Below are 19,312 nucleotides of genomic sequence, written 5' to 3'. Positions count from 1 at the left end.
TTTAGTGTTGTTCTACTGGCTCGTTTGGAATTGCAGCTGCAATTGCTAGTACCAATACCGCAAGAACAACTGAGAAAATAGACGCTTGGTTAAAATCGTATGTACCGCCAGTCATAGAGCCGATTACATAGCTCATCATATGTACAAGCAAGAACGACCAAATTAATGCCCAAATGAAACGCATATTTTACACCTCTATTCGTTCAATCTGTCCTTATTGTAACACAATTGAAAAAAGAATATAGAAAAATATTTGTAGATTTTTCAACGCAAATTTGCATTCCGTTCATACATTATAAAAGAGTACTTTTATACGTTTAGAAAATAAGGCGGGGGAAAAATGAGTATTACGGAACGTTTTTTTTACTTAGAAAAAGAACCATGCGTCATTTATTTACCGGAGAAGCCAAATGGATTTTCTGTCATGCTTCTTGGTGATTACAACTACTTTATTGAGAATGGTACAAGTTTATGGACACAGCATGCGGGTAGATCTTATTTTTTAAATGGCCTTATTGAGAAAGGCTACACGGTCTTTTCTTCTAATTTATACGGAAGACACTGGGGAAACGACCAATCTGTTCGTCTAGCAAAACGCTTATATGATGTTGTATTGAGAAAAGAGACATTAAATGCGAAAATGCACATTATGGCAGATGGTATGGGTGCGCTTGTAGCACTTGAAATGATGAACAAATACCCTGAATGTATACGCTCTGTCATTATGTTAAATCCGTGTTTAGATTTACCAGAGTATGTGGAGTTTGAGAAAGAGCATAAGTTTTTTTACAAGAGGCTCGTGAAGGAATTAAGTTTGGCGTATGATTCCAAAGAAGAAGAATTAGAATCAAAAATAAATAAGAAATCATTTACGCTTCTTCCGTCTTGTGTACCTGTTAAAGTTTTCGTATCAACACAAGAAAAAAGAGGAAGAAAACAGCTGTTACGTAAATACGAGAAAATGAGGCAATTTAATCAATGCGATACTTCTGTCTTATTCCATCTGCAAGATGTGAAATATAAAATGGTTAGGCAAACGACTGATTTCTTTAAAAAATATGAAGAAGAATTGTGAAGCTCCCATATACATAAATGAGGAGCTATTTGTTTCAAGGAGAAAGGGTTGGTGGTATGGAGCGCGTACTAATTATAGGTGCACTTACATTTGTAGGTTATCACCTTGTGAATAAAATGATTGCAGAAGAAGTAGAAGTGTACGGTCTTGATTTTGATGAATTCGAGAATATGAAAAAAATTAATGAAGAGAAGTTATTGTTAATTGGGCGAAATGCGTTATTTACGTATTATTCGATAAGAGATGAAGATGGCTGGAAATCAGTAGAAGGAGAGAAGTTCGATACAGTTTACTTTTGTTTGTATGAACCAAATCAACAAAGCGGCTTTCGAAATGAAAGAGTTATATTGCAGTATTTAAAGCGAATTATAAGACTGTGTGAAGAGCATAAAGTGAAGTTAAATCTAATTTCTTCTATTGAAGTAGGAAACGCAGATGAATCCGAAAATAAACGTCTATTTTCAAGAGTGGAAGAAGGATTAAAAAAAGGAGAGGTACAATATAGTGTATTTCGAGTTCCTACATTATATGGACCATGGCAACCATCTTTTATGATGTATCATCAGCTTATTTTAGCAGAACTTGGTGAGAAAGAGTGCCTTTATGCGAGTGAGGAAAACGGAAGTGATTTACTATACGTTGAAGATGTATGTGAATGCTTATGGGAAAATGGAATGAACGAGGAGTATCTTGGCATATACAATTTACTTAGTGGTAAAAAGTCATTATGGAAAAAAGGTATGAACCTTTTACGTGCAGAGGATAAAGTAAATAAAGAGAATAAGGAAGAAAGAGATGAAGCTGTAGAGGTTATTTCGATAAAAAGAAATACCCCGTTAGAATACGGTTTAAATAAACAATTGGCACATATGAAAAAATATAAAGAGTTATACGAAGGATAGCGAGCGTGTTACACTATGTATGTGAAAGTTTTAATGGAGAGGAAGAACGTAATATGAATGAGAAAAGCATGCAATTTTTACAAATCGCAATGAAGCATTTACCAGAAGCAAAGGCCATTTTAGATGATAATGGAATTGCGCTTGATATGGAGAAAGCGCAGCCGGTGTTAGAGTTATTGATGAAAGTTATGAACGAAGCATATGAGCTTGGGAAAGCAGATCAAGAATAAAACCCTTCTTTTTTGAGGGGAGAGAGGCCCGAACCGTAAGTATAAGCGGTTCGGGCCTTTTTATATTTTGAAAAGACAGGGAAAGGTATTTTTCTGTTTCTTTTAATGAACAATAAAGTGAATAATGCGCTAGCTTTATGTTTTAGCTGAAATATATTCTAGACAAAAATACATTTATGTTTTAAAATTAGTACCAAGTCATAATAATTGATATAAAACGGAGGGCTGCGGTGTGAACGTGGGCATTTTAGGGATCGGAAGATATGTGCCAGAAAAAGTAGTCACAAATCACGATTTAGAGAAAATAATGGAAACATCCGATGAATGGATTCGTACGAGAACGGGAATTGCAGAAAGACGCATTGCCGATGATACAATAGATACTTCATATATGGCCGTAGAGGCTTCTAAAAAAGCACTTGAAAACGCAGGGATTAGCGGAGAGGATATCGATCTTATTTTAGTAGCAACAGTAACGCCAGATCGTGCTTTTCCAGCAGTAGCTTGTGTCATTCAAGAAGCAATTGGCGCAAAGCATGCAGCTGCAATGGATTTAAGTGCAGCATGTGCTGGTTTTATGTACGGAATGATTACAGCACAGCAATTTATTCAAACGGGAACTTATAAAAATGTATTAGTAGTTGGTAGTGATAAACTATCTAAAATTGTAGACTGGAACGATCGAAATACAGCAGTACTATTTGGGGACGGAGCCGGTGCTATCGTAATGGGAGCTGTTTCAGAAGGTAAAGGCGTTCTATCCTTTGAATTAGGAGCAGACGGAAGTGGCGGTAAGCATCTTTATCAAGACGAGTATGTTATGATGAATGGCAGAGAAGTCTTTAAATTTGCCGTTCGTCAACTTGGTGATTCTTGTCTTCGCGTTTTAGATAAAGCTGGTCTTACGAAAGAAGATGTGGATTTCTTAGTACCACATCAAGCGAACATTCGTATTATGGAATCCGCAAGAGAGAGATTAAATCTACCACAAGAAAAAATGAGTATGACAATTGAGAAGTTCGGTAATACATCAGCTTCTTCAATTCCAATTGCAATGGTAGAAGAATTGCAAAATGGACGTATTCAAGATGGTGATTTAATTATATTGGTTGGTTTTGGCGGCGGATTAACATGGGGAGCAGTCGCTCTTCGTTGGGGTAAATAAGGACTGAGAGAAAAAAAGGAGTGTATTTTGTATGGAAAAAAAGAGGGTCGTAATTACAGGACTAGGGGCTGTTACACCGATCGGTACAGATGTTGAAACAGCATGGGAAAACATTAAAAAGGGTGTATCTGGAATCGGACGACTTACAAGAATTGATCCAGAACTGTTTCCAGCAAAAGTAGCAGCAGAAATTAACGACTTTGAAGTCGAGAAATATATTGATAAAAAAGAAGCGCGCCGTATGGACCGCTTTACACAATATGCAGTAGCAGCAGCGAAAATGGCAGTTGCAGATGCAAAGCTTGAAATTACAGAAGAAAACGGACCTCGAATTGGTGTATGGATTGGTTCGGGTATTGGCGGTATGGAAACATACGAAGAACAATTTAAGATTTTTACTGAGAAAGGCCCGCGCCGCGTGAGCCCATTCTTTGTACCGATGATGATTCCAGATATGGCAGCAGGCCAAGTATCGATTGCAACAGGAGCAAAAGGAATTAACACTTGTTCTGTAACGGCTTGTGCATCTGGTGCAAACTCAATTGGTGATGCATTTAAAGCAATTCAGCGCGGTGATGCAGATGCAATGATTACAGGCGGAGCAGAGGCGCCGTTAACAAGTATGGCATTCGCAGGATTTAGCTCAGCGAAAGCATTAACATTTAATGAAGATCCAGCAACAGCTTGCCGTCCATTTGATAAAAATCGTAGCGGTTTCGTAATGGGTGAAGGTTCAGGTATTTTAATTCTTGAAGAATTAGAGCACGCATTAGCTCGTGGTGCTCACATTTACGCGGAAATTGCTGGTTATGGTGCAACTGGTGATGCATTCCATATTACAATGCCGGCTCCTGGTGGTGAAGGAGGCGTGCGTGCAATGCGTCAAGCGTTAGCTGATGCAGGTCTACAGCCAGAAGATATCGATTACATTAATGCGCATGGTACAAGTACGGATGCGAATGAAAAGTATGAAACGATGGCAATTAAAGAAACGTTCGGTGAGCATGCGTATAAAGTAGCGATTAGCTCAACGAAATCAATGACAGGTCACTTATTAGGAGCGGCTGGTGCTGTTGAAGCGATTTTCTCGATTAAATCAATTACAGACGGAGTAATCCCTCCAACAATTAACTATGAAACGCCAGATCCAGAATGTGACTTAGATTACGTACCGAATAAAGCGAGACAACAAGAAGTAAATGCAGTATTAAGTAACTCACTAGGGTTCGGTGGTCATAACGCAGTGTTAGTATTTAAATCGTATAAATAATAGATGGGATAAGGAGTTTTTTCGCAATATATTGCGAAAAAACTCCTTATTTATTTTACGTCTTTTTCTCTTTTTGCATATACATAAGAAAAAGGAGGGATAAAGATGGGGGTTATTGAAACAGCTGAGTGGTTACATCTATATTATGGACGGCCAGAAAAGCTTTGTGAGAAGTTTACGAAGTATATCCCGCTGCCAAAAGAAAGGTTGTATCGCTTTTTAATTTCTAAAGGTATGTATCGCCCGGTTATGCGAGGAGAACAGGAAATTAAAGAGTTAGAGAAAAAGGAAATTTGGAAAGAGTTACGTGCGGAGTATGAGAAACTAAAAAGTTGGTTAAAAGGTCCAGATGTCCCTGTCTTTATTTTATTATCAGATTCTTATAATCGAACTGTACAAGAAGAGTATAACGGCAGGGCTGGATTATCTATGCGTCACGTTATTTTCTTATTCGTATGTGGACGGAATTCGGTAGAAGAATTAAAAGTTTTATTGGCGCATGAATATCACCACATATGCAGGTTACATCAAATTGAGACGAAAGAAACAGAATATACATTGCTTGATACGATGATTATGGAAGGGCTAGCTGAGCAAGCAGTAACGGAAAGATATTCAGAAAAATACAATGCACCGTGGACGACGTATCTTTCAAAGGAAGAGGCTATGTATTATTGGAAAAATGTTGTACATGAAAGAATAAGTATAAAACGAGGAACAAGGGAGCACGACATCTTATTAAATGGACTTCATTCTTACCCGAAGATGCTTGGCTATGCACTTGGATTTCATATTGTCAAAGACTGTGTAGCTTTTGAAGGAGAAGATACACTTTCTTTATTATCTATAGATGCGAAAGAAATATTGAATAAAGCAAATACATTTCATATATAAAAAACAGGAGCTCTATTTCCTGTTTTTTTCGTATTAATAGAAGAAAAAATAATAATTAGAATATATTTCCTTAGGTGGAATAAAGTTAAGAAAAATTGAACATAATGATTGATACAAACAGTAGTGAAGTGAGGGGTAGTGAATGTTATATCTACATGATGTATGGGTAAATTGGTTTGAAGGTGAAGAGAATGGGTATAACGTTTGTCATTTTTACGAATGGCGAAAAGATGATACGATTGAACTATTAGATCAAGTGCCATTATTAAAAGTAGATTCCACATTATATCATTACATCGAGGACGAATTGTTAGAGCTTCCGCAAAAAATGTTGGAAGACGTACATCATAAGGCTTATATTCGTAAAAATCATGAACGTTTGCAGCAAGAGTATTGCTTTGTAGTTACAGATGGAAAAGGAATTATTGCGATCGACACAATTGGTTACAATGTGCCAATTCGAAAGAGCAGACTTATACCGCGCCAAGAGCAGATGGTATATGAGATGGTAGAAAACGTACAAGCAGAAAAGTATGAGTTCCAAGTAGAAGAAATGGAAAAAGAACATCATATTTTATCACCATCACCTTTCATTATGAATGGCTTAACTCGTAAAGAAAGACAGCTTAAACAATTATTATTTATGGCGTTAGATCAATTACATACAACGAAAAACACAGCAGAAATTCGCTATTGGTTCACAGAGTGGGATCCATCAGCATACGGAATGGTACAACATATGGAATTTGAAGATATTTGGGCTAAACTGTATGATGAAGCGAAAACAGGCTGGTCTGAGAAGCACGAACAATTATGCGAGCGTCTCGTAAAAGGACAGCCATTTTTTGAAAAGTTATGGGAAATGGAAAACGAGCAAAAGGTAAATTAAAAAAACCGCCAATTGGCGGTTTTTTTAATTGGTACAACTTAGCTCCGGCTCCTAGCCCTTCGCGTCTAAGAACCTTCCCCACGAGAAGGTAAAAAGCACCTTCTGTGGGAAAGAACCTTAGCCGTCAGGGCTAAGCAGTCGCCTCCGCTTTTTATAGAAATCCAGCTCCGGCAGCGAGCTCTTCGTGTCTAAGAACCTTCCGCATAAGAAGACAAAAAGCGTCTTCTATGCGAAAGAACCTTAGCCAGTCAGAGCTGAACGAGCTGCCTCCGCTTTATATGTTACCTACGTTTTCTGCTTAGTCCCATTGCGTTTTCTACTTTGCGTAGTTGCTTGAATGCAACGCGGTTTGCTTTTTCGGCACCTTTGTCTAGAATTTCGTCTAGTTCTGGTGAGCTGATTAGTTCGTTATATTTGTCTTGGATTGGACGAATTGCTTCTACGACTACTTGTGCTAGGTCGCCTTTGAAGTCTCCGTATCCTTTGCCTTCGTACATTGCTTCGATGTCTTCAACTGTTTTTCCAGAGAATGAAGAGTAGATTGTTAATAAGTTAGAGATACCAGGTTTGTTTTCTTTATCGAATTTCACGATACCTTCAGAATCAGTTACGGCACTCTTAATTTTCTTTTCAATTGTTTTTGGTTCATCAAGCATGCTGATCATTGATTTTGGATTTGGATCAGATTTACTCATTTTTTTCGTAGGTTCTGTTAGTGACATAACGCGAGCCCCTACTTTTGGAATGCGAATTTCAGGAATTGTGAATACTTCACGGAAGCGCTTGTTGAAACGCTCTGCTAGGTCACGTGTTAATTCCATATGTTGTTTTTGATCATCACCAACAGGTACGATTTCAGTGTTGTAAAGTAAAATATCAGCAGCCATTAATGGTGGATACGTTAGTAATCCAGCTGGAACTGAATCTCTACCTGATGCTTTATCTTTATATTGCGTCATACGCTCTAATTCTCCAACGTAAGCAACTGATTGCATAATCCATCCTAGTTGAGCGTGTGCTGGCACTTCTGACTGTACAAATAAAGTAGCTTTTTCAGGATCGATACCGCATGCTACATAAAGTGCAGCAAGACTGCGGATATTTTTACGAAGTTGTACGGGATCTTGAGGTACTGTAATCGCATGTTGGTTTACAATACAGAAATAACAGTCGTGTTCATTTTGAAGCTCTGTAAATTGCTTCATAGCTCCTAAATAGTTTCCAAGTGTAATCGTTCCACTCGGCTGAATACCAGAAAAGATAACTGACATAAGTAATTCCTCCTAAATTTGAATGCGTGATGGGGGAAGAGAAGGCAAACAAAAAAGCCCATTCATCCCAAAAACTATAGGGACGAATGGACCGCGGTACCACCCTAATTATTTCACTACTGTGAAATCTCTCTAATCCATAATAACGTTTGGATATAACGCCAAAGCCTACTACTTTCGGTTCGGTTTGGTGCTCAAAAGCCCATTCCACATTGTACAATTACTTGTTCACACCAGCCACAAGCTCTCTGAAATTGCCTCAATATGTACTCTTCTTTATCATCGCATACATATAAATTTATTTATTGTTACCTGAGCTCTTTTAATATGAAAGAACTAAAGTTTTATAACAAAATGTTTTGCTGATTATTATATCATATGGGATAGTGTTTGCAAACTACATCAAAATAGTAAAGCTAATGAGAGTCGAGAACAGCCCAAGAACGATACCGGTAATGCAAATTGGATACGTCCATTTGAATGAATATGTTTTATAAATACGTTCTTTCTTATCGGTAGGTTCCTCTACTTCTTCAATTAAAGAGTCAATTTTTTTGTTCGTACCAAATACTCTTTGGAAAGCGTAAATTGTTACGTTAAAAAATCCATTTTGAAATATGAATAAAAAACCGCCTATAAGAATAAAAAATAGTGCGATATAAAACGAGATGTTGACAAAATTCAACAAAAATTGCGATGAAACGAGGAATGCGCCAATACTAGAAGCGATTATCGCTATGAAAATTAGTATACAAGTATGAAAAAAAACTTTATTCAAAATGTTCCCCTCCGTCAAAATATTACTAGAATTATTATACTATAAAAGCTATAATATGTACTAGAATTAATTTTTTGAAAATTATACGCAATTAAAGGTCTGATTTCAAGATGATAGTAGCAATGTTAACGTATCCCTTTACAAAAAAATTAAAAAATAAACATTTTATTAAAAATTTTAACAAAAAAACAAAAAACTATATTCACAATTGTTATATTATATGTATAATGAAAATTGTAGAAACTTGGAGATTATTCTTTCAATTCTACTTTTTTACAAGTGAGGGTACAGGAAGTGCAATTAGGGGAGGTAACACAACATGAAGAAAAAGATACCGTTAATACTTGCATCGACGTTGACAGTCAGTATGTTAGGGGCTTGTAGTTACCAAAAAGAGGATAATAAAGCAGGCGCAAAAGAAAAATCCTCAAATAAGCAAGTTTTAAATCTAACTGAGACAGCTGAAATTCCAACTATGGATACGACGTTATCGACAGATGCAACATCTTCTAACATCATGAATAACACAATGGAGGGATTATATCGTCTGGGGAAAGACGATAAACTTGTTCCAGGTGTCGCTAAATCTTATGAGAAATCAGAGGATGGCAAAAAGTATGTATTTAAGTTACGTGAAGATGCGAAATGGTCTAATGGTGAACCTGTAACAGCGAAAGACTTCGTTTATTCTTGGAGAAGAGCTGTAGATTCCAACACGGGTGCCAAGTTTGCTTACATACTATTTGATGTTAAAAATGCGGAGAAAGTTAACAAAAAAGAATTGCCAGTTGAAGAACTTGGTGTAAAGGCAATTGATGATCATACACTTGAAGTGGAATTAGATAACCCTGTTCCTTATTTTGTAAGTTTAACAGTCTATCCAACATTGTATCCTTTGAATGAGAAATTTGTAACAGAACAAGGAGCGAAATTTGGATTAGAATCCAATACGACACTTTACAATGGTCCATTCGTATTAAATGAATGGAAGCATGAACAAAGTTTCCAACTTAAGAAAAATCCAACGTATTGGGAAAATAAAGAAGTAAAACTTGAGGAAATAAACTTCAATATTGTTAAGGATCGTTCAACTGCTATAAATTTATATGAAACGAAAGCAATTGATCGTGTAGTGTTAACATCAGAGTTTGTAGATAAATACAAATCAGATGCTGATTTCAAAACGATTAAGAGACCATCTACACAATTTATTCGCTTAAATGAAAAGAATAAATTTTTAGCAAATAAAAATATCCGAAAAGCAATTGCAATGTCCTTTGAACGTGAAAATATCGGAAAAGTTATCTTAAACGATGGTTCAGAGGGTATATATGGTTTTGTTCCGAAAGGCTTAGCAAAAGGTCCGAATGGAAAAGACTTCCGTGAAGAAAACGGAAAGCTTATAAAAGAGGATATTAAAGAAGCTCAAAAATACTGGGAAGCTGGTAAAAAAGAACTTGGTGTAGACAAAGTAGAGTTAGAGCTATTAAACTTTGATACTGATGATGCGAAAAAAATCGGAGAGTACTTAAAAGGCCAATTTGAAAAGAACTTACCAGGTTTAACAGTTCCAACTAAAATGCAGCCATTTGCACAAAAATTAAAACTTGAAGCAAGTGGAGATTATGCAATGTCATATGCGGGATGGAGTCCAGATTATATGGATCCAATGTCATTCCTTGAAATGTATACGACAGGTAATGCACAAAACAAAGTAAATTATGCAAATCCAGCATATGATGATTTAATTAAAAAAGCAAAAACAGAAGTTGATGTACAAGCTCGCTGGGATGCTCTATTAAAGGCAGAAAAACAACTGCTTGAAGATGCAGCGATAGCTCCAGTATATCAACCAGGAAAAGCTTATTTACAACGCCAATCTATTACAGGTCTATTAGAACATAAATATGGCGGGGAATTTAGCTATAAGTGGGTTGAACTCAAAAACTAAAAATGGTTTCCATCATGAATAAGGGTATATGCCTATGATGGGCATGTGCTCTTATTTTTAAAAAATAAAAGTAAGAATATTTTAAACTATCTTATTGCTTTTGAGAAAAACGGGGAGGTGCTTGACTATGGGACGTTATGTATTAAAACGTTTCGTGTACATGGCTTTGACATTATTTTTAATTACTACACTGACTTTCTTTTTGATGAAATTACTTCCGGGTTCTCCGCTTAAAAACCAGGAGAAGTTATCACCGGCACAAAAAGAAATCATTCTTGAAAAATATGGTTTAAATGATCCAGTGCCAGTTCAATATGCACGTTACTTAGGTAACTTAGCAAAAGGTGATTTAGGGGTATCATTCCAATATGATAACCGTCCAGTAACAGATATGATTGTGGATCGCATTGGACCATCAGCACAACTTGGTTTACAAGCGATTATATTAGGAACATTTATCGGTTTAATTTTAGGAATCATTGCGGCACTTCGTAACAATACGTGGGTCGATTATGGGGCGACAATTATTTCCGTACTCGGGATGTCGGTACCATCGTTCGTATTCGCCGCATTACTACAATATTTCGTAGGGGTAAAACTTGGATGGTTCCCAGTAGCATTCTGGAAAGGACCAGAGTTTACAGTAATGCCTACAATCGCTTTATCGATGGCAGTTATCGCAACAATTGCACGTTTCGCTCGTGCGGAGTTGATTGAAGTTATGCAAGCTGACTACATTTTAACAGCGAAAGCGAAAGGAATTAGCCAAGGCGTTATCATTATCAAACACGCACTTCGCAACGCGTTAATTCCAGTTGTAACAATTTTAGGACCAATGGTTGCAGGATTAATTACAGGTACATTAGTTATTGAGCAAATTTATGCTGTACCAGGACTAGGGGAACAGTTCGTTAAATCTATTACAGTGAATGACTATACAGTTATTATGGGAACTACAATTTTCTATAGTGCGATTTTCATCTTAGTTATTTTCATTGTTGATATTTTATACGGAATTATTGATCCTCGTATTCGTTTAGCGGGAGGGAAAAAATGATGAAAGATGTACAAAAATTATCTCCAGATTTATTTCAACAAGCCAATCAAAATAATGTTGATAATGAAGTCATTGCCCGTCCAAGCTTAACGTTTTGGCAAGATGTAAGAAGACGTTTGTTCCAACATAAAGGGGCAATGTTCGGTTTAGTTTTATTAGCGCTTATTATCTTACTAGCAATTTTAGGACCGATGGTAAGTAAGCATTCGTATAAAGAGCAAGACTTAGGTCGTGCGAAATTACCACCGAAAATTCCAGTTATTGAAAATGTTCATTGGCTACCATTTGACGGTACAGATCAATATGGCGTTGACCAATATGAAAAACGTGATATTAAAGAGTATTTCTGGTTTGGTACAGATGATCTTGGCCGCGATTTATGGACAAGAACATGGGAAGGTACACGTGTATCGTTATATATCGCTCTTTTAGCAGCAGCGATTGACTTAGTAATTGGGGTTGCTTATGGAGGTATTTCAGCGTTCTATGGCGGTAGAGTAGATAACATTATGCAACGTGTTATGGAGATTATTAACGGTATTCCATACTTAATCATCGTTATTTTAATGGTAATCATTATGGGATCTGGTATATGGTCAATTACACTCGCAATGGCAATTACAGGTTGGATAGGGATGTCGCGTATCGTTCGTGGACAAATCCTAAAATTAAAAAACCAAGAATATGTATTAGCATCTCGTACATTAGGTGCAACAAATACACAATTAATTGTAAAACACTTAATCCCGAACGTAATGGGACCAATTATCGTAATGACAATGTTTACAATTCCAACAGCGGTGTTTGGTGAGGCGTTCTTAAGCTTCATCGGTTTAGGTATTCAGCCACCATTCGCATCACTTGGTTCTCTTGTAAATGACGGTTATAAATCAATTCAAACGTATCCACATATGATGTTCATCCCAGCGGTTGTCATCAGTATGTTAATCTTAGCATTCAACTTAATGGCAGACGGATTACGCGACGCGTTAGATCCAAAAATGCGTAAGTAAAAGAGGGGAGAAGTAAAAATGAAAACATTGCTAGAGGTAAAAGATTTGCAAGTCTCCTTTGATACACATGCAGGTGAAGTACAAGCTGTACGCGGTGTTACTTTTGATTTGAAAAAAGGAGAAACATTAGCGATTGTAGGAGAATCTGGTTCTGGGAAATCAGTTACTTCTAAAGCGTTAATGGGATTAATTCCGAATCCTCCAGGTCGTATTAAAAACGGTGAAATCATATTTGAAGGTCGTGACTTAACGAAATTAACAGAAAAAGAAATGCAACAAGTGCGCGGTAAAGATATCGCGATGATTTTCCAAGATCCAATGACATCATTAAACCCAACGATGACAATTGGAAATCAAATTATGGAAGGCCTTATTAAACACCAAGGAATGAGTAAAGCAGATGCACGTAAAGTTGCATTAGAATTAATCGACCTTGTAGGTATTCCAAATCCGGAAGCGCGCTTAAAACAATATCCTCACCAATTCTCAGGTGGTATGAGACAGCGTGTAGTTATTGCGATGGCGTTAGCTTGTAACCCAAAATTATTAATTGCCGATGAGCCGACAACAGCGCTAGACGTTACAATTCAGGCGCAAATTTTAGAGCTTATGAAAGACATTCAGCAAAAAACAGAAGCGGCAATCATTTTCATTACGCATGACTTAGGTGTAGTGGCAAACGTTGCTGATCGCGTGGCAGTTATGTACGCTGGTAAAGTTGTTGAAATCGGAACTGTAGATGAAATTTTCTACAATCCAAAACATCCGTACACTTGGGGCTTAATTGCATCTATGCCAAGTTTAGATGGTTCAGAAGAAGAGCTATATGCAATCCCTGGAACGCCTCCAGATTTATTGAAGCCGCCAAAGGGAGATGCTTTTGCACCACGTAACCCACAGGCACTGAAAATTGATTTTGAAATGGACCCACCTTTATTTAAAGTAAGTGATACACACTATGCGGCAACTTGGTTACTTCACGAGCAAGCTCCAGAAGTAAAACCGCCGGCAGTCGTTGAAAAACGCATTCTTCAAATGAAAGCAGGTGAACAACATGACTAAACAACGTGAGAAATTAATTGAAGTAAAAAATGTAAAGCAGCACTTCGACGTGAGTGGTGGTGTTGTCAAAGCGGTTAATGATATTTCATTTGATATTTACCGCGGAGAAACATTTGGTCTTGTAGGAGAATCAGGTTGTGGTAAATCGACAACTGGAAGAACGATTATTCGTTTATATGATGCAACTGCTGGTGAAGTATTGTTCGATGGTGAAAATGTACATGGTAAAAAATCACGCGCAGAACTGAAGAAGTTCAACCGTAAAATGCAAATGATTTTCCAAGATCCATATGCATCATTAAATCCTCGTATGACAGTAGGGGATATTATCGCAGAAGGTATTGATATTCACGGATTAGCAAAAGGCAAAAAAGAGCGTATGGAACGTGTTCATGAGCTGTTAAATACAGTTGGTTTAAATAAAGAGCACGCAAACCGTTTCCCGCATGAATTCTCAGGTGGACAACGTCAACGTATCGGTATCGCACGCGCACTTGCTGTAGAACCTGAATTTATCATTGCCGATGAGCCAATCTCAGCACTTGACGTATCAATCCAGGCGCAAGTTGTAAACTTACTGAAAAAGTTACAAAAAGAAAAAGGTTTAACATACTTATTCATTGCCCATGATTTATCAATGGTAAAATACATTAGTGACCGCATTGGCGTAATGTATCGTGGTCAAATCGTTGAGCTAACAACAAGTGATGAGTTATATGCGAATCCAATTCATCCATATACAAAATCACTATTATCAGCAATTCCACTTCCAGATCCAGATTATGAGCGTAATCGTAAACGTATTGTATACGATCCGTCACAGCATGATTATGGTAGTGAAGCACCAACAATGCGTGAAATTCGCCCAGGACATTTCGTGTTATGTTCTGAAGCGGAATATAAGAAATATAAAGAGATTTATCAATAATCAAAAGAGCCATTCTTCCGTTACAGAAGGATGGCTCTTTTTCTACTATATAAACAGTTGTATTGTTAACATTTGTTGGTAAGTGAATATAAATGTTATTTACCAATGAATTCATCTTGATTAAACGAGTGTTATTGCACCTGAACAGAAACAGTCTCTTCTTTTTCTTCAGGTGTAACGAGTGCATAACGCTCCCATGCTCTGCTTTTCCAGCGGAAGAACATAATAATGGCACGCGTCCATTCGTCAATAGCAATCGCTAGCCAAATACCAATGAGCCCCATATCTAAATGGAAGGCGAAAAAGTAACCGAGTGGTAAACTCATTAACACCATAGAGAATGCACCGATTAAAACTGGGTACTTTGCATCACCAGCTGCACGAAGTGAATTGATGATAACGATGTTCATCGTACGTCCCGTTTCAAGTAGTACACTTAGTAAAAGAACTGACGCACCTAATGTAATAATGTGCGGATTATCTGTAAATAGCCCCATTAATTGTGTGCGGAATGTAATAACGAGAGCAACCATACATAAAGTGACTCCAATTGCCCATTTTACACTTTTCCATACACGTTCATACGCTTCATCTTTTTCACCACCGCCAACGAGGCGCCCGATAATAATTGCTGTTCCCATACCGATTGCAATAGCGAATAAATAAGTAAACATAGAGATGTTAGTAGCGTATTGTCTAGCCGCTAATGATTCTGTTCCTAAGTATGTTGCATAGTATAAGAAGACAATTTGGCAAGCTTGATACATAACCTGCTCAAATGCAGATGGAATCCCGATCTTTAAAATTTTCCCGATGTATTCTTTTGATAAGGTGAAGTAATATTGTAATTTCACACGGTATTCCATAACGCGGTACAGTAACCAGAAGAAAACGATAAGTGCGATTAGCCTGCTGACAGCAGAAGAAATGGCAGCCCCTTGTACACCGAGTTCTGGAAAACCGAATTTCCCGAAAATGAGTACGTAGTTTCCAGCGATATGAATAATATTCATTCCAAGTGAAATAAACATCGCTTGCTTTGTGAAGCCATGTACGCGGATAATTGCGGCTAATGAATTAATAATAGCTTGAAGGAAAATAGCTCCTCCGACGATAGATAAATAGCTTTGTGCATACATGAGTACATCGCCTTGTAAGTTCATTGCCATCATCATATGTTTTGAAAATAAAAGAAAACCAGCGCTTATAACGAGTCCGACCACTAAATTTAATGTGACGGCTAAAGCTGATATTTTAGATGCTTCCATAAAACGTTTGGAACCGAGGTATTGAGATACGACGATAGCTGCGCCGTTCCCGATGACTTCTAGTACCAAAATAGCGATATGGAGATATTGATTCGCTGCACCAACCCCAGATACAGCATCGTCTGATAATGCACTTAACATGAAAGTATCAGCGATCCCCATTAACATAAATAGAAAAACTTCTAGAAAAATAGGCCATGTTAATAAGAATAAACTTAGTTTCTCAGTAGGCCCGTTTTTTGCCTGAATTGCTGTCATGTCCGTCCCCTCTTTACCGATATCTATTTTTAGCAAAGTGTATCGTAACATACTTTCTTATCCTTTGCACTCATTTTAACCTACATATCTTTATTATGAAGGGAGCGCTATTTTATGATAAAAAGAGAAGGATAATTATGCGAAAAGTATTATGAGATATAAATTTTGTTTTGCTCTGATAATTTAGAAAAATATAAAAATAACTATTTTCAACGCTTTAGTAAGGAAAAACAGCAATATGAAACGTTTACAAAGGTTTATTTTTTAACAGAAAATTTTAATGAAATAGAAATATAAATATACAAAAAATATATTTGTGTGTATAATATGAATTATTAGAACATATATATATTTCTTTTTGTTTGAAAATGAAAGGGCTAACATTTTTGTGGAGGGTGGAAGTATGAAAAAAAAGATGCCAGTTTTTGTAGTATCAACAGTAGCGATGAGCATGATGTTAGGGGCATGTAGCTACCAAAAAGATGAGCCGCAAGCGAACGCAAAAGGGGATAGCGAGAAAAGCGGTGCGAAGCAAGTCATTAATCTAACAGAAGTGTCTGAAATTCCGACAATGGATACAACTCTTGCCTCGGATGCTGCTTCTTCAAAAGTTATGAATAATACAATGGAAGGGCTATATCGACTTGGGAAAGGCGATAAGTTAGTTCCGGGGGTAGCGAAATCCCATACGAAATCTGAAGATGGTAAAAAATATACATTTAAATTGCGTGAAGACGCTAAATGGTCGAATGGTGATCCTGTAACAGCAAAAGATTTTGTATATGCATGGCAAAGAGCAGTTAACCCTGATACGGCAGCGAAATCAGGATATATTATGCTTGATGTGAAAAATGCAGAGAAAATTAATAAAAGAGAGCTATCACCGGATCAATTAGGTGTAAAAGCGATAGATGATTATACATTTGAAGTTGAATTGGATAATCCAGTTCCATATTTTCTTGATTTAACGGTGTACCCACTATTTTTCCCATTAAATGAGAAGTATATGAAAGAACAGGGAGAAAAATTTGGTTTGGAAGCAAATACAACTTTGTATAACGGTCCATTTGTATTAAATGAATGGAAACATGAACAAAGTTTCCGATTAAAGAAAAATCCAAGCTATTGGGATCAAAAAGAAGTGAAATTAGAAGAAGTTAATTTTAATGTTGTAAAAGATACAGGAGCAGCTGTTAATTTGTATAATACGAATGCGATTGACAGAGTTGGTTTATCTGCGGAATTAGTTGATAAGTATAAAGGGCAACAAGATTTTAAAACAATTAATGATCCAACTGTATTCTTCTTACGTTTTAATCAAAAAAATCCAGCTTTAGCTAACAAAAATATTCGTAAGGCTATTTCTAGTGCATACGATCGAGATGGTATTGGTGAGGTTATTTTAAACAACGGTTCTAAGGGAGCTTACGGTTTAGTACCATCTGATTTTGTTAAGGGACCAGATAAGCAGGATTTCAGAAAAGAAAATGGAAAACTTTCAAAAGTCGATGTGAAGGAAGCTAAAAAATTCTGGGAAGCAGGAAAGAAAGAATTAGGTAAAGATAAAATAGAAATAGAATTTTTAAACTTTGATAATGAAGAATCTAAGAAAATTGGTGAGTATGTAAAGGGAGAATTAGAAAAGAATTTACCGGGTCTAACAGTAACAATTAAGATGCAGCCATTTGCACAAAAATTAAAACTTGAAGATAGTGGACAGTTTGATATTTCATTTACTGGATGGGGACCTGATTTCCCTGATGCAATCACATTCCTTGATATGTTTATAACAGATGGTTCACAAAATAAAATGAGTTATTCTAATGCCCAGTATGATGACCTTATTAAAAAGGCAAAGCAAGAAGGTTCGGATGTAAAAGGACGTTGGAATGACCTGTTAAAAGCAGAAAAAATCTTATTTGAGGATGCAGCAATTGCACCAGTATTCCAACGTGGTAGATCTATATTAGAAAGAGAAACAATTAAAGATGTATATATCCACAAATATGGCGGCGAATTAAGCTTTAAGTGGGCATCTGTAGAAAAATAAAAAAAGCAGGCTAACCGCCTGCTTTTTTTAATACGTACGTTTCTTATAAATGCCTTTCCCGCCAACTTGATTCCAGCCGGATTGGACATCCAAGCTTTTATTAACAAACTTCATCTTTTCTTTTCCGCCAAAGAGTTTTTCACCGATGCTATTTGTAATGACACCAATCAATGCTGTTATTCCGATGATGAGGGCCGCAACAGTGACAAAATCAATAAAAAAAGCAATCATTTGCAAATTCCCCCTTTGCCTGTCTGTATTTTTATTGTATGAGATAAAAGATAAAAAAGAAAGAAATGTCAGAAAAATAATTGATTTATTTTAGAAATCGTATAGACATGAATGAGAATGTTTGTTAAAATGAGAACAAATGTTCTTTTTAATTCTCACTTATATAGTCTTACATTTCTTAATTGATTTATCAGGAAAAGGTAAGAAAACGTTCTCTTTTTCATAGGAAAGATTATGAGAAAATAACTATATATCACATGAAAAATCTATGAAAAGCAAGCGTTAAGAGGGTTGGAGATTAGTGTTAAAGAACAGTTAATGTAAGTGTGGTCATGTTACATAGCAGTGGAATACACGGAAGAGTTTTCTCAATTAGAAGGAAATTTACTGTATATTTCTTGCAAAATCTATTGTATAATGATTATAGAAGTTACTTATTAAAAGTAATTGTTGTTTGCTAAAAGTTGTTGCTTACATGAAATGCGATTTTTGCACTTTGTTTTAAGACAAGGTATCGCAAAAAATTGCTGGATTTAGAAATTTAAACTGTAATTAGTACAGAATTTGTACTCTTTAAGGAGAGTGAGCTTTGTATGGTAACATTATATAGTTCTCCAAGCTGTACGTCTTGTAGAAAGGCGAAGTTATGGCTAGAGGAAAATCATATTCCTTATACAGAACGTAATATTTTCTCAGATCCATTAACAATTGAGGAAATTAAAGAGATTTTACGTATGACAGAAAGCGGAACGGATGAGATTATTTCTACTCGTTCGAAAGTTTTCCAAGAATTAAATGTAAACTTAGAGTCTTTACCACTTCAAGATTTATATAAGATGATTCGTGACTATCCAGGGATTTTACGTCGTCCAATTATGATTGACGAGAAACGCCTTCAAGTAGGCTACAATGAAGACGAAATCCGCCGCTTCTTACCCCGTACAGTAAGAACGTTCCAATTGCGTGAAGCACAGCGTCTTGTAAATTAATTATAATAATATGAAAACCTTCTACCTATTA

General features: G+C 36.5%; 19 protein-coding genes and 1 other annotated feature. Of the genes, 14 read left to right on the top strand and 5 right to left on the bottom strand.

Features of this window, described 5'->3' with window-relative positions:
* Window position 1: 1 nt before the first annotated feature.
* Window positions 2–184, bottom strand: coding sequence for a YjzD family protein (locus tag V7S50_RS06165; RefSeq protein ID WP_063224622.1), 183 nt, complete (start codon window positions 182–184; stop codon window positions 2–4).
* A 156-nt stretch (window positions 185–340) separates the two neighbouring features.
* Here V7S50_RS06165 and V7S50_RS06160 point away from each other — a divergent pair, with 156 nt between their 5' ends.
* The 7 genes from V7S50_RS06160 (at window position 341) to V7S50_RS06130 (ending at window position 6,425) form a co-directional block, all read left to right on the top strand.
* On the top strand, window positions 341–1,075 hold the full coding sequence (locus tag V7S50_RS06160) for a hydrolase (RefSeq protein ID WP_063224621.1): 735 nt from the start codon (window positions 341–343) through the stop codon (window positions 1,073–1,075).
* Between the two features lie 29 nt (window positions 1,076–1,104).
* A complete protein-coding gene (locus V7S50_RS06155) occupies window positions 1,105–1,977 on the top strand; it encodes an NAD-dependent epimerase/dehydratase family protein (RefSeq protein ID WP_242250967.1) in 873 nt (290 codons plus the stop codon).
* 53 nt (window positions 1,978–2,030) lie between these two features.
* Entirely contained in the window at window positions 2,031–2,207 is a 177-nt protein-coding gene (locus tag V7S50_RS06150; RefSeq protein WP_009879752.1) for a ComZ family protein, read from the top strand.
* A gap of 232 nt (window positions 2,208–2,439) precedes the next feature.
* Window positions 2,440–3,372 carry a beta-ketoacyl-ACP synthase III gene (gene fabH, locus V7S50_RS06145; RefSeq protein WP_063224620.1) on the top strand — a complete coding sequence of 311 codons (933 nt, stop codon included), beginning with the start codon at window positions 2,440–2,442 and terminating at the stop codon, window positions 3,370–3,372.
* A 31-nt stretch (window positions 3,373–3,403) separates the two neighbouring features.
* Window positions 3,404–4,642, top strand: coding sequence for a beta-ketoacyl-ACP synthase II (gene fabF / locus V7S50_RS06140; RefSeq protein ID WP_000412643.1), 1,239 nt, complete (start codon window positions 3,404–3,406; stop codon window positions 4,640–4,642).
* A gap of 105 nt (window positions 4,643–4,747) precedes the next feature.
* Window positions 4,748–5,536 (top strand): DUF2268 domain-containing protein, encoded by a 789-nt coding sequence (locus V7S50_RS06135; protein ID WP_199677684.1) that lies wholly within the window; start codon window positions 4,748–4,750, stop codon window positions 5,534–5,536.
* A gap of 142 nt (window positions 5,537–5,678) precedes the next feature.
* Complete coding sequence (locus V7S50_RS06130) at window positions 5,679–6,425, top strand: YjbA family protein (RefSeq protein WP_063260232.1); 747 nt, start codon at window positions 5,679–5,681, stop codon at window positions 6,423–6,425.
* A gap of 281 nt (window positions 6,426–6,706) precedes the next feature.
* Here V7S50_RS06130 and trpS read toward each other — a convergent pair whose 3' ends face one another.
* Both trpS and V7S50_RS06120 read right to left on the bottom strand, forming a co-directional pair.
* Entirely contained in the window at window positions 6,707–7,696 is a 990-nt protein-coding gene (gene trpS / locus V7S50_RS06125; RefSeq protein ID WP_098557372.1) for a tryptophan--tRNA ligase, read from the bottom strand.
* A gap of 75 nt (window positions 7,697–7,771) precedes the next feature.
* Window positions 7,772–7,988, bottom strand: a binding site (T-box leader).
* Between the two features lie 105 nt (window positions 7,989–8,093).
* A complete protein-coding gene (locus V7S50_RS06120; RefSeq protein WP_199677683.1) occupies window positions 8,094–8,474 on the bottom strand; it encodes a DUF3899 domain-containing protein in 381 nt (126 codons plus the stop codon).
* 319 nt (window positions 8,475–8,793) lie between these two features.
* Here V7S50_RS06120 and V7S50_RS06115 point away from each other — a divergent pair, with 319 nt between their 5' ends.
* From V7S50_RS06115 to V7S50_RS06095, 5 genes are all read left to right on the top strand, one after another.
* Entirely contained in the window at window positions 8,794–10,425 is a 1,632-nt protein-coding gene (locus V7S50_RS06115; RefSeq protein ID WP_063224614.1) for a peptide ABC transporter substrate-binding protein, read from the top strand.
* Window positions 10,426–10,552: 127 nt separating this feature from the next.
* Complete coding sequence (gene opp3b / locus V7S50_RS06110) at window positions 10,553–11,482, top strand: oligopeptide ABC transporter permease (RefSeq protein WP_063224613.1); 930 nt, start codon at window positions 10,553–10,555, stop codon at window positions 11,480–11,482.
* Complete coding sequence (gene opp3C / locus V7S50_RS06105; RefSeq protein WP_063224612.1) at window positions 11,479–12,495, top strand: oligopeptide ABC transporter permease; 1,017 nt, start codon at window positions 11,479–11,481, stop codon at window positions 12,493–12,495. The genes opp3b and opp3C overlap by 4 nt, the downstream gene beginning before the upstream one ends.
* A gap of 18 nt (window positions 12,496–12,513) precedes the next feature.
* Window positions 12,514–13,557: an ABC transporter ATP-binding protein gene (locus V7S50_RS06100; RefSeq protein WP_046958313.1), complete on the top strand. Its 1,044-nt coding sequence runs from the start codon at window positions 12,514–12,516 to the stop codon at window positions 13,555–13,557.
* Window positions 13,550–14,485, top strand: coding sequence for an ABC transporter ATP-binding protein (locus V7S50_RS06095; protein ID WP_199677682.1), 936 nt, complete (start codon window positions 13,550–13,552; stop codon window positions 14,483–14,485). The genes V7S50_RS06100 and V7S50_RS06095 overlap by 8 nt, the downstream gene beginning before the upstream one ends.
* 131 nt (window positions 14,486–14,616) lie before the next feature.
* On the opposite strand, the gene V7S50_RS06090 is transcribed toward V7S50_RS06095, so the two are convergent.
* Window positions 14,617–16,062, bottom strand: coding sequence for an MATE family efflux transporter (locus V7S50_RS06090; RefSeq protein WP_242250969.1), 1,446 nt, complete (start codon window positions 16,060–16,062; stop codon window positions 14,617–14,619).
* 352 nt (window positions 16,063–16,414) lie between these two features.
* On the opposite strand from V7S50_RS06090, the gene V7S50_RS06085 reads away from it, so the two are divergent.
* Window positions 16,415–18,061 (top strand): peptide ABC transporter substrate-binding protein, encoded by a 1,647-nt coding sequence (locus tag V7S50_RS06085; RefSeq protein WP_242250970.1) that lies wholly within the window; start codon window positions 16,415–16,417, stop codon window positions 18,059–18,061.
* Between the two features lie 27 nt (window positions 18,062–18,088).
* Here V7S50_RS06085 and V7S50_RS06080 read toward each other — a convergent pair whose 3' ends face one another.
* Entirely contained in the window at window positions 18,089–18,292 is a 204-nt protein-coding gene (locus tag V7S50_RS06080; RefSeq protein WP_000559978.1) for a hypothetical protein, read from the bottom strand.
* A gap of 593 nt (window positions 18,293–18,885) precedes the next feature.
* Here V7S50_RS06080 and spx point away from each other — a divergent pair.
* On the top strand, window positions 18,886–19,281 hold the full coding sequence (gene spx / locus V7S50_RS06075; protein ID WP_000258267.1) for a transcriptional regulator Spx: 396 nt from the start codon (window positions 18,886–18,888) through the stop codon (window positions 19,279–19,281).
* The last annotated feature ends 31 nt before the right edge of the window (window positions 19,282–19,312 follow it).

Source organism: Bacillus sp. CCNWLW194, from assembly GCF_037120585.1.
In the GTDB taxonomy this organism is placed as follows: Bacteria; Bacillota; Bacilli; order Bacillales; family Bacillaceae_G; genus Bacillus_A; species Bacillus_A basilensis.
The sequence above is the reverse complement of the archived record's forward strand: the minus strand, read 5'-3'. Positions and strand labels throughout refer to the sequence as shown.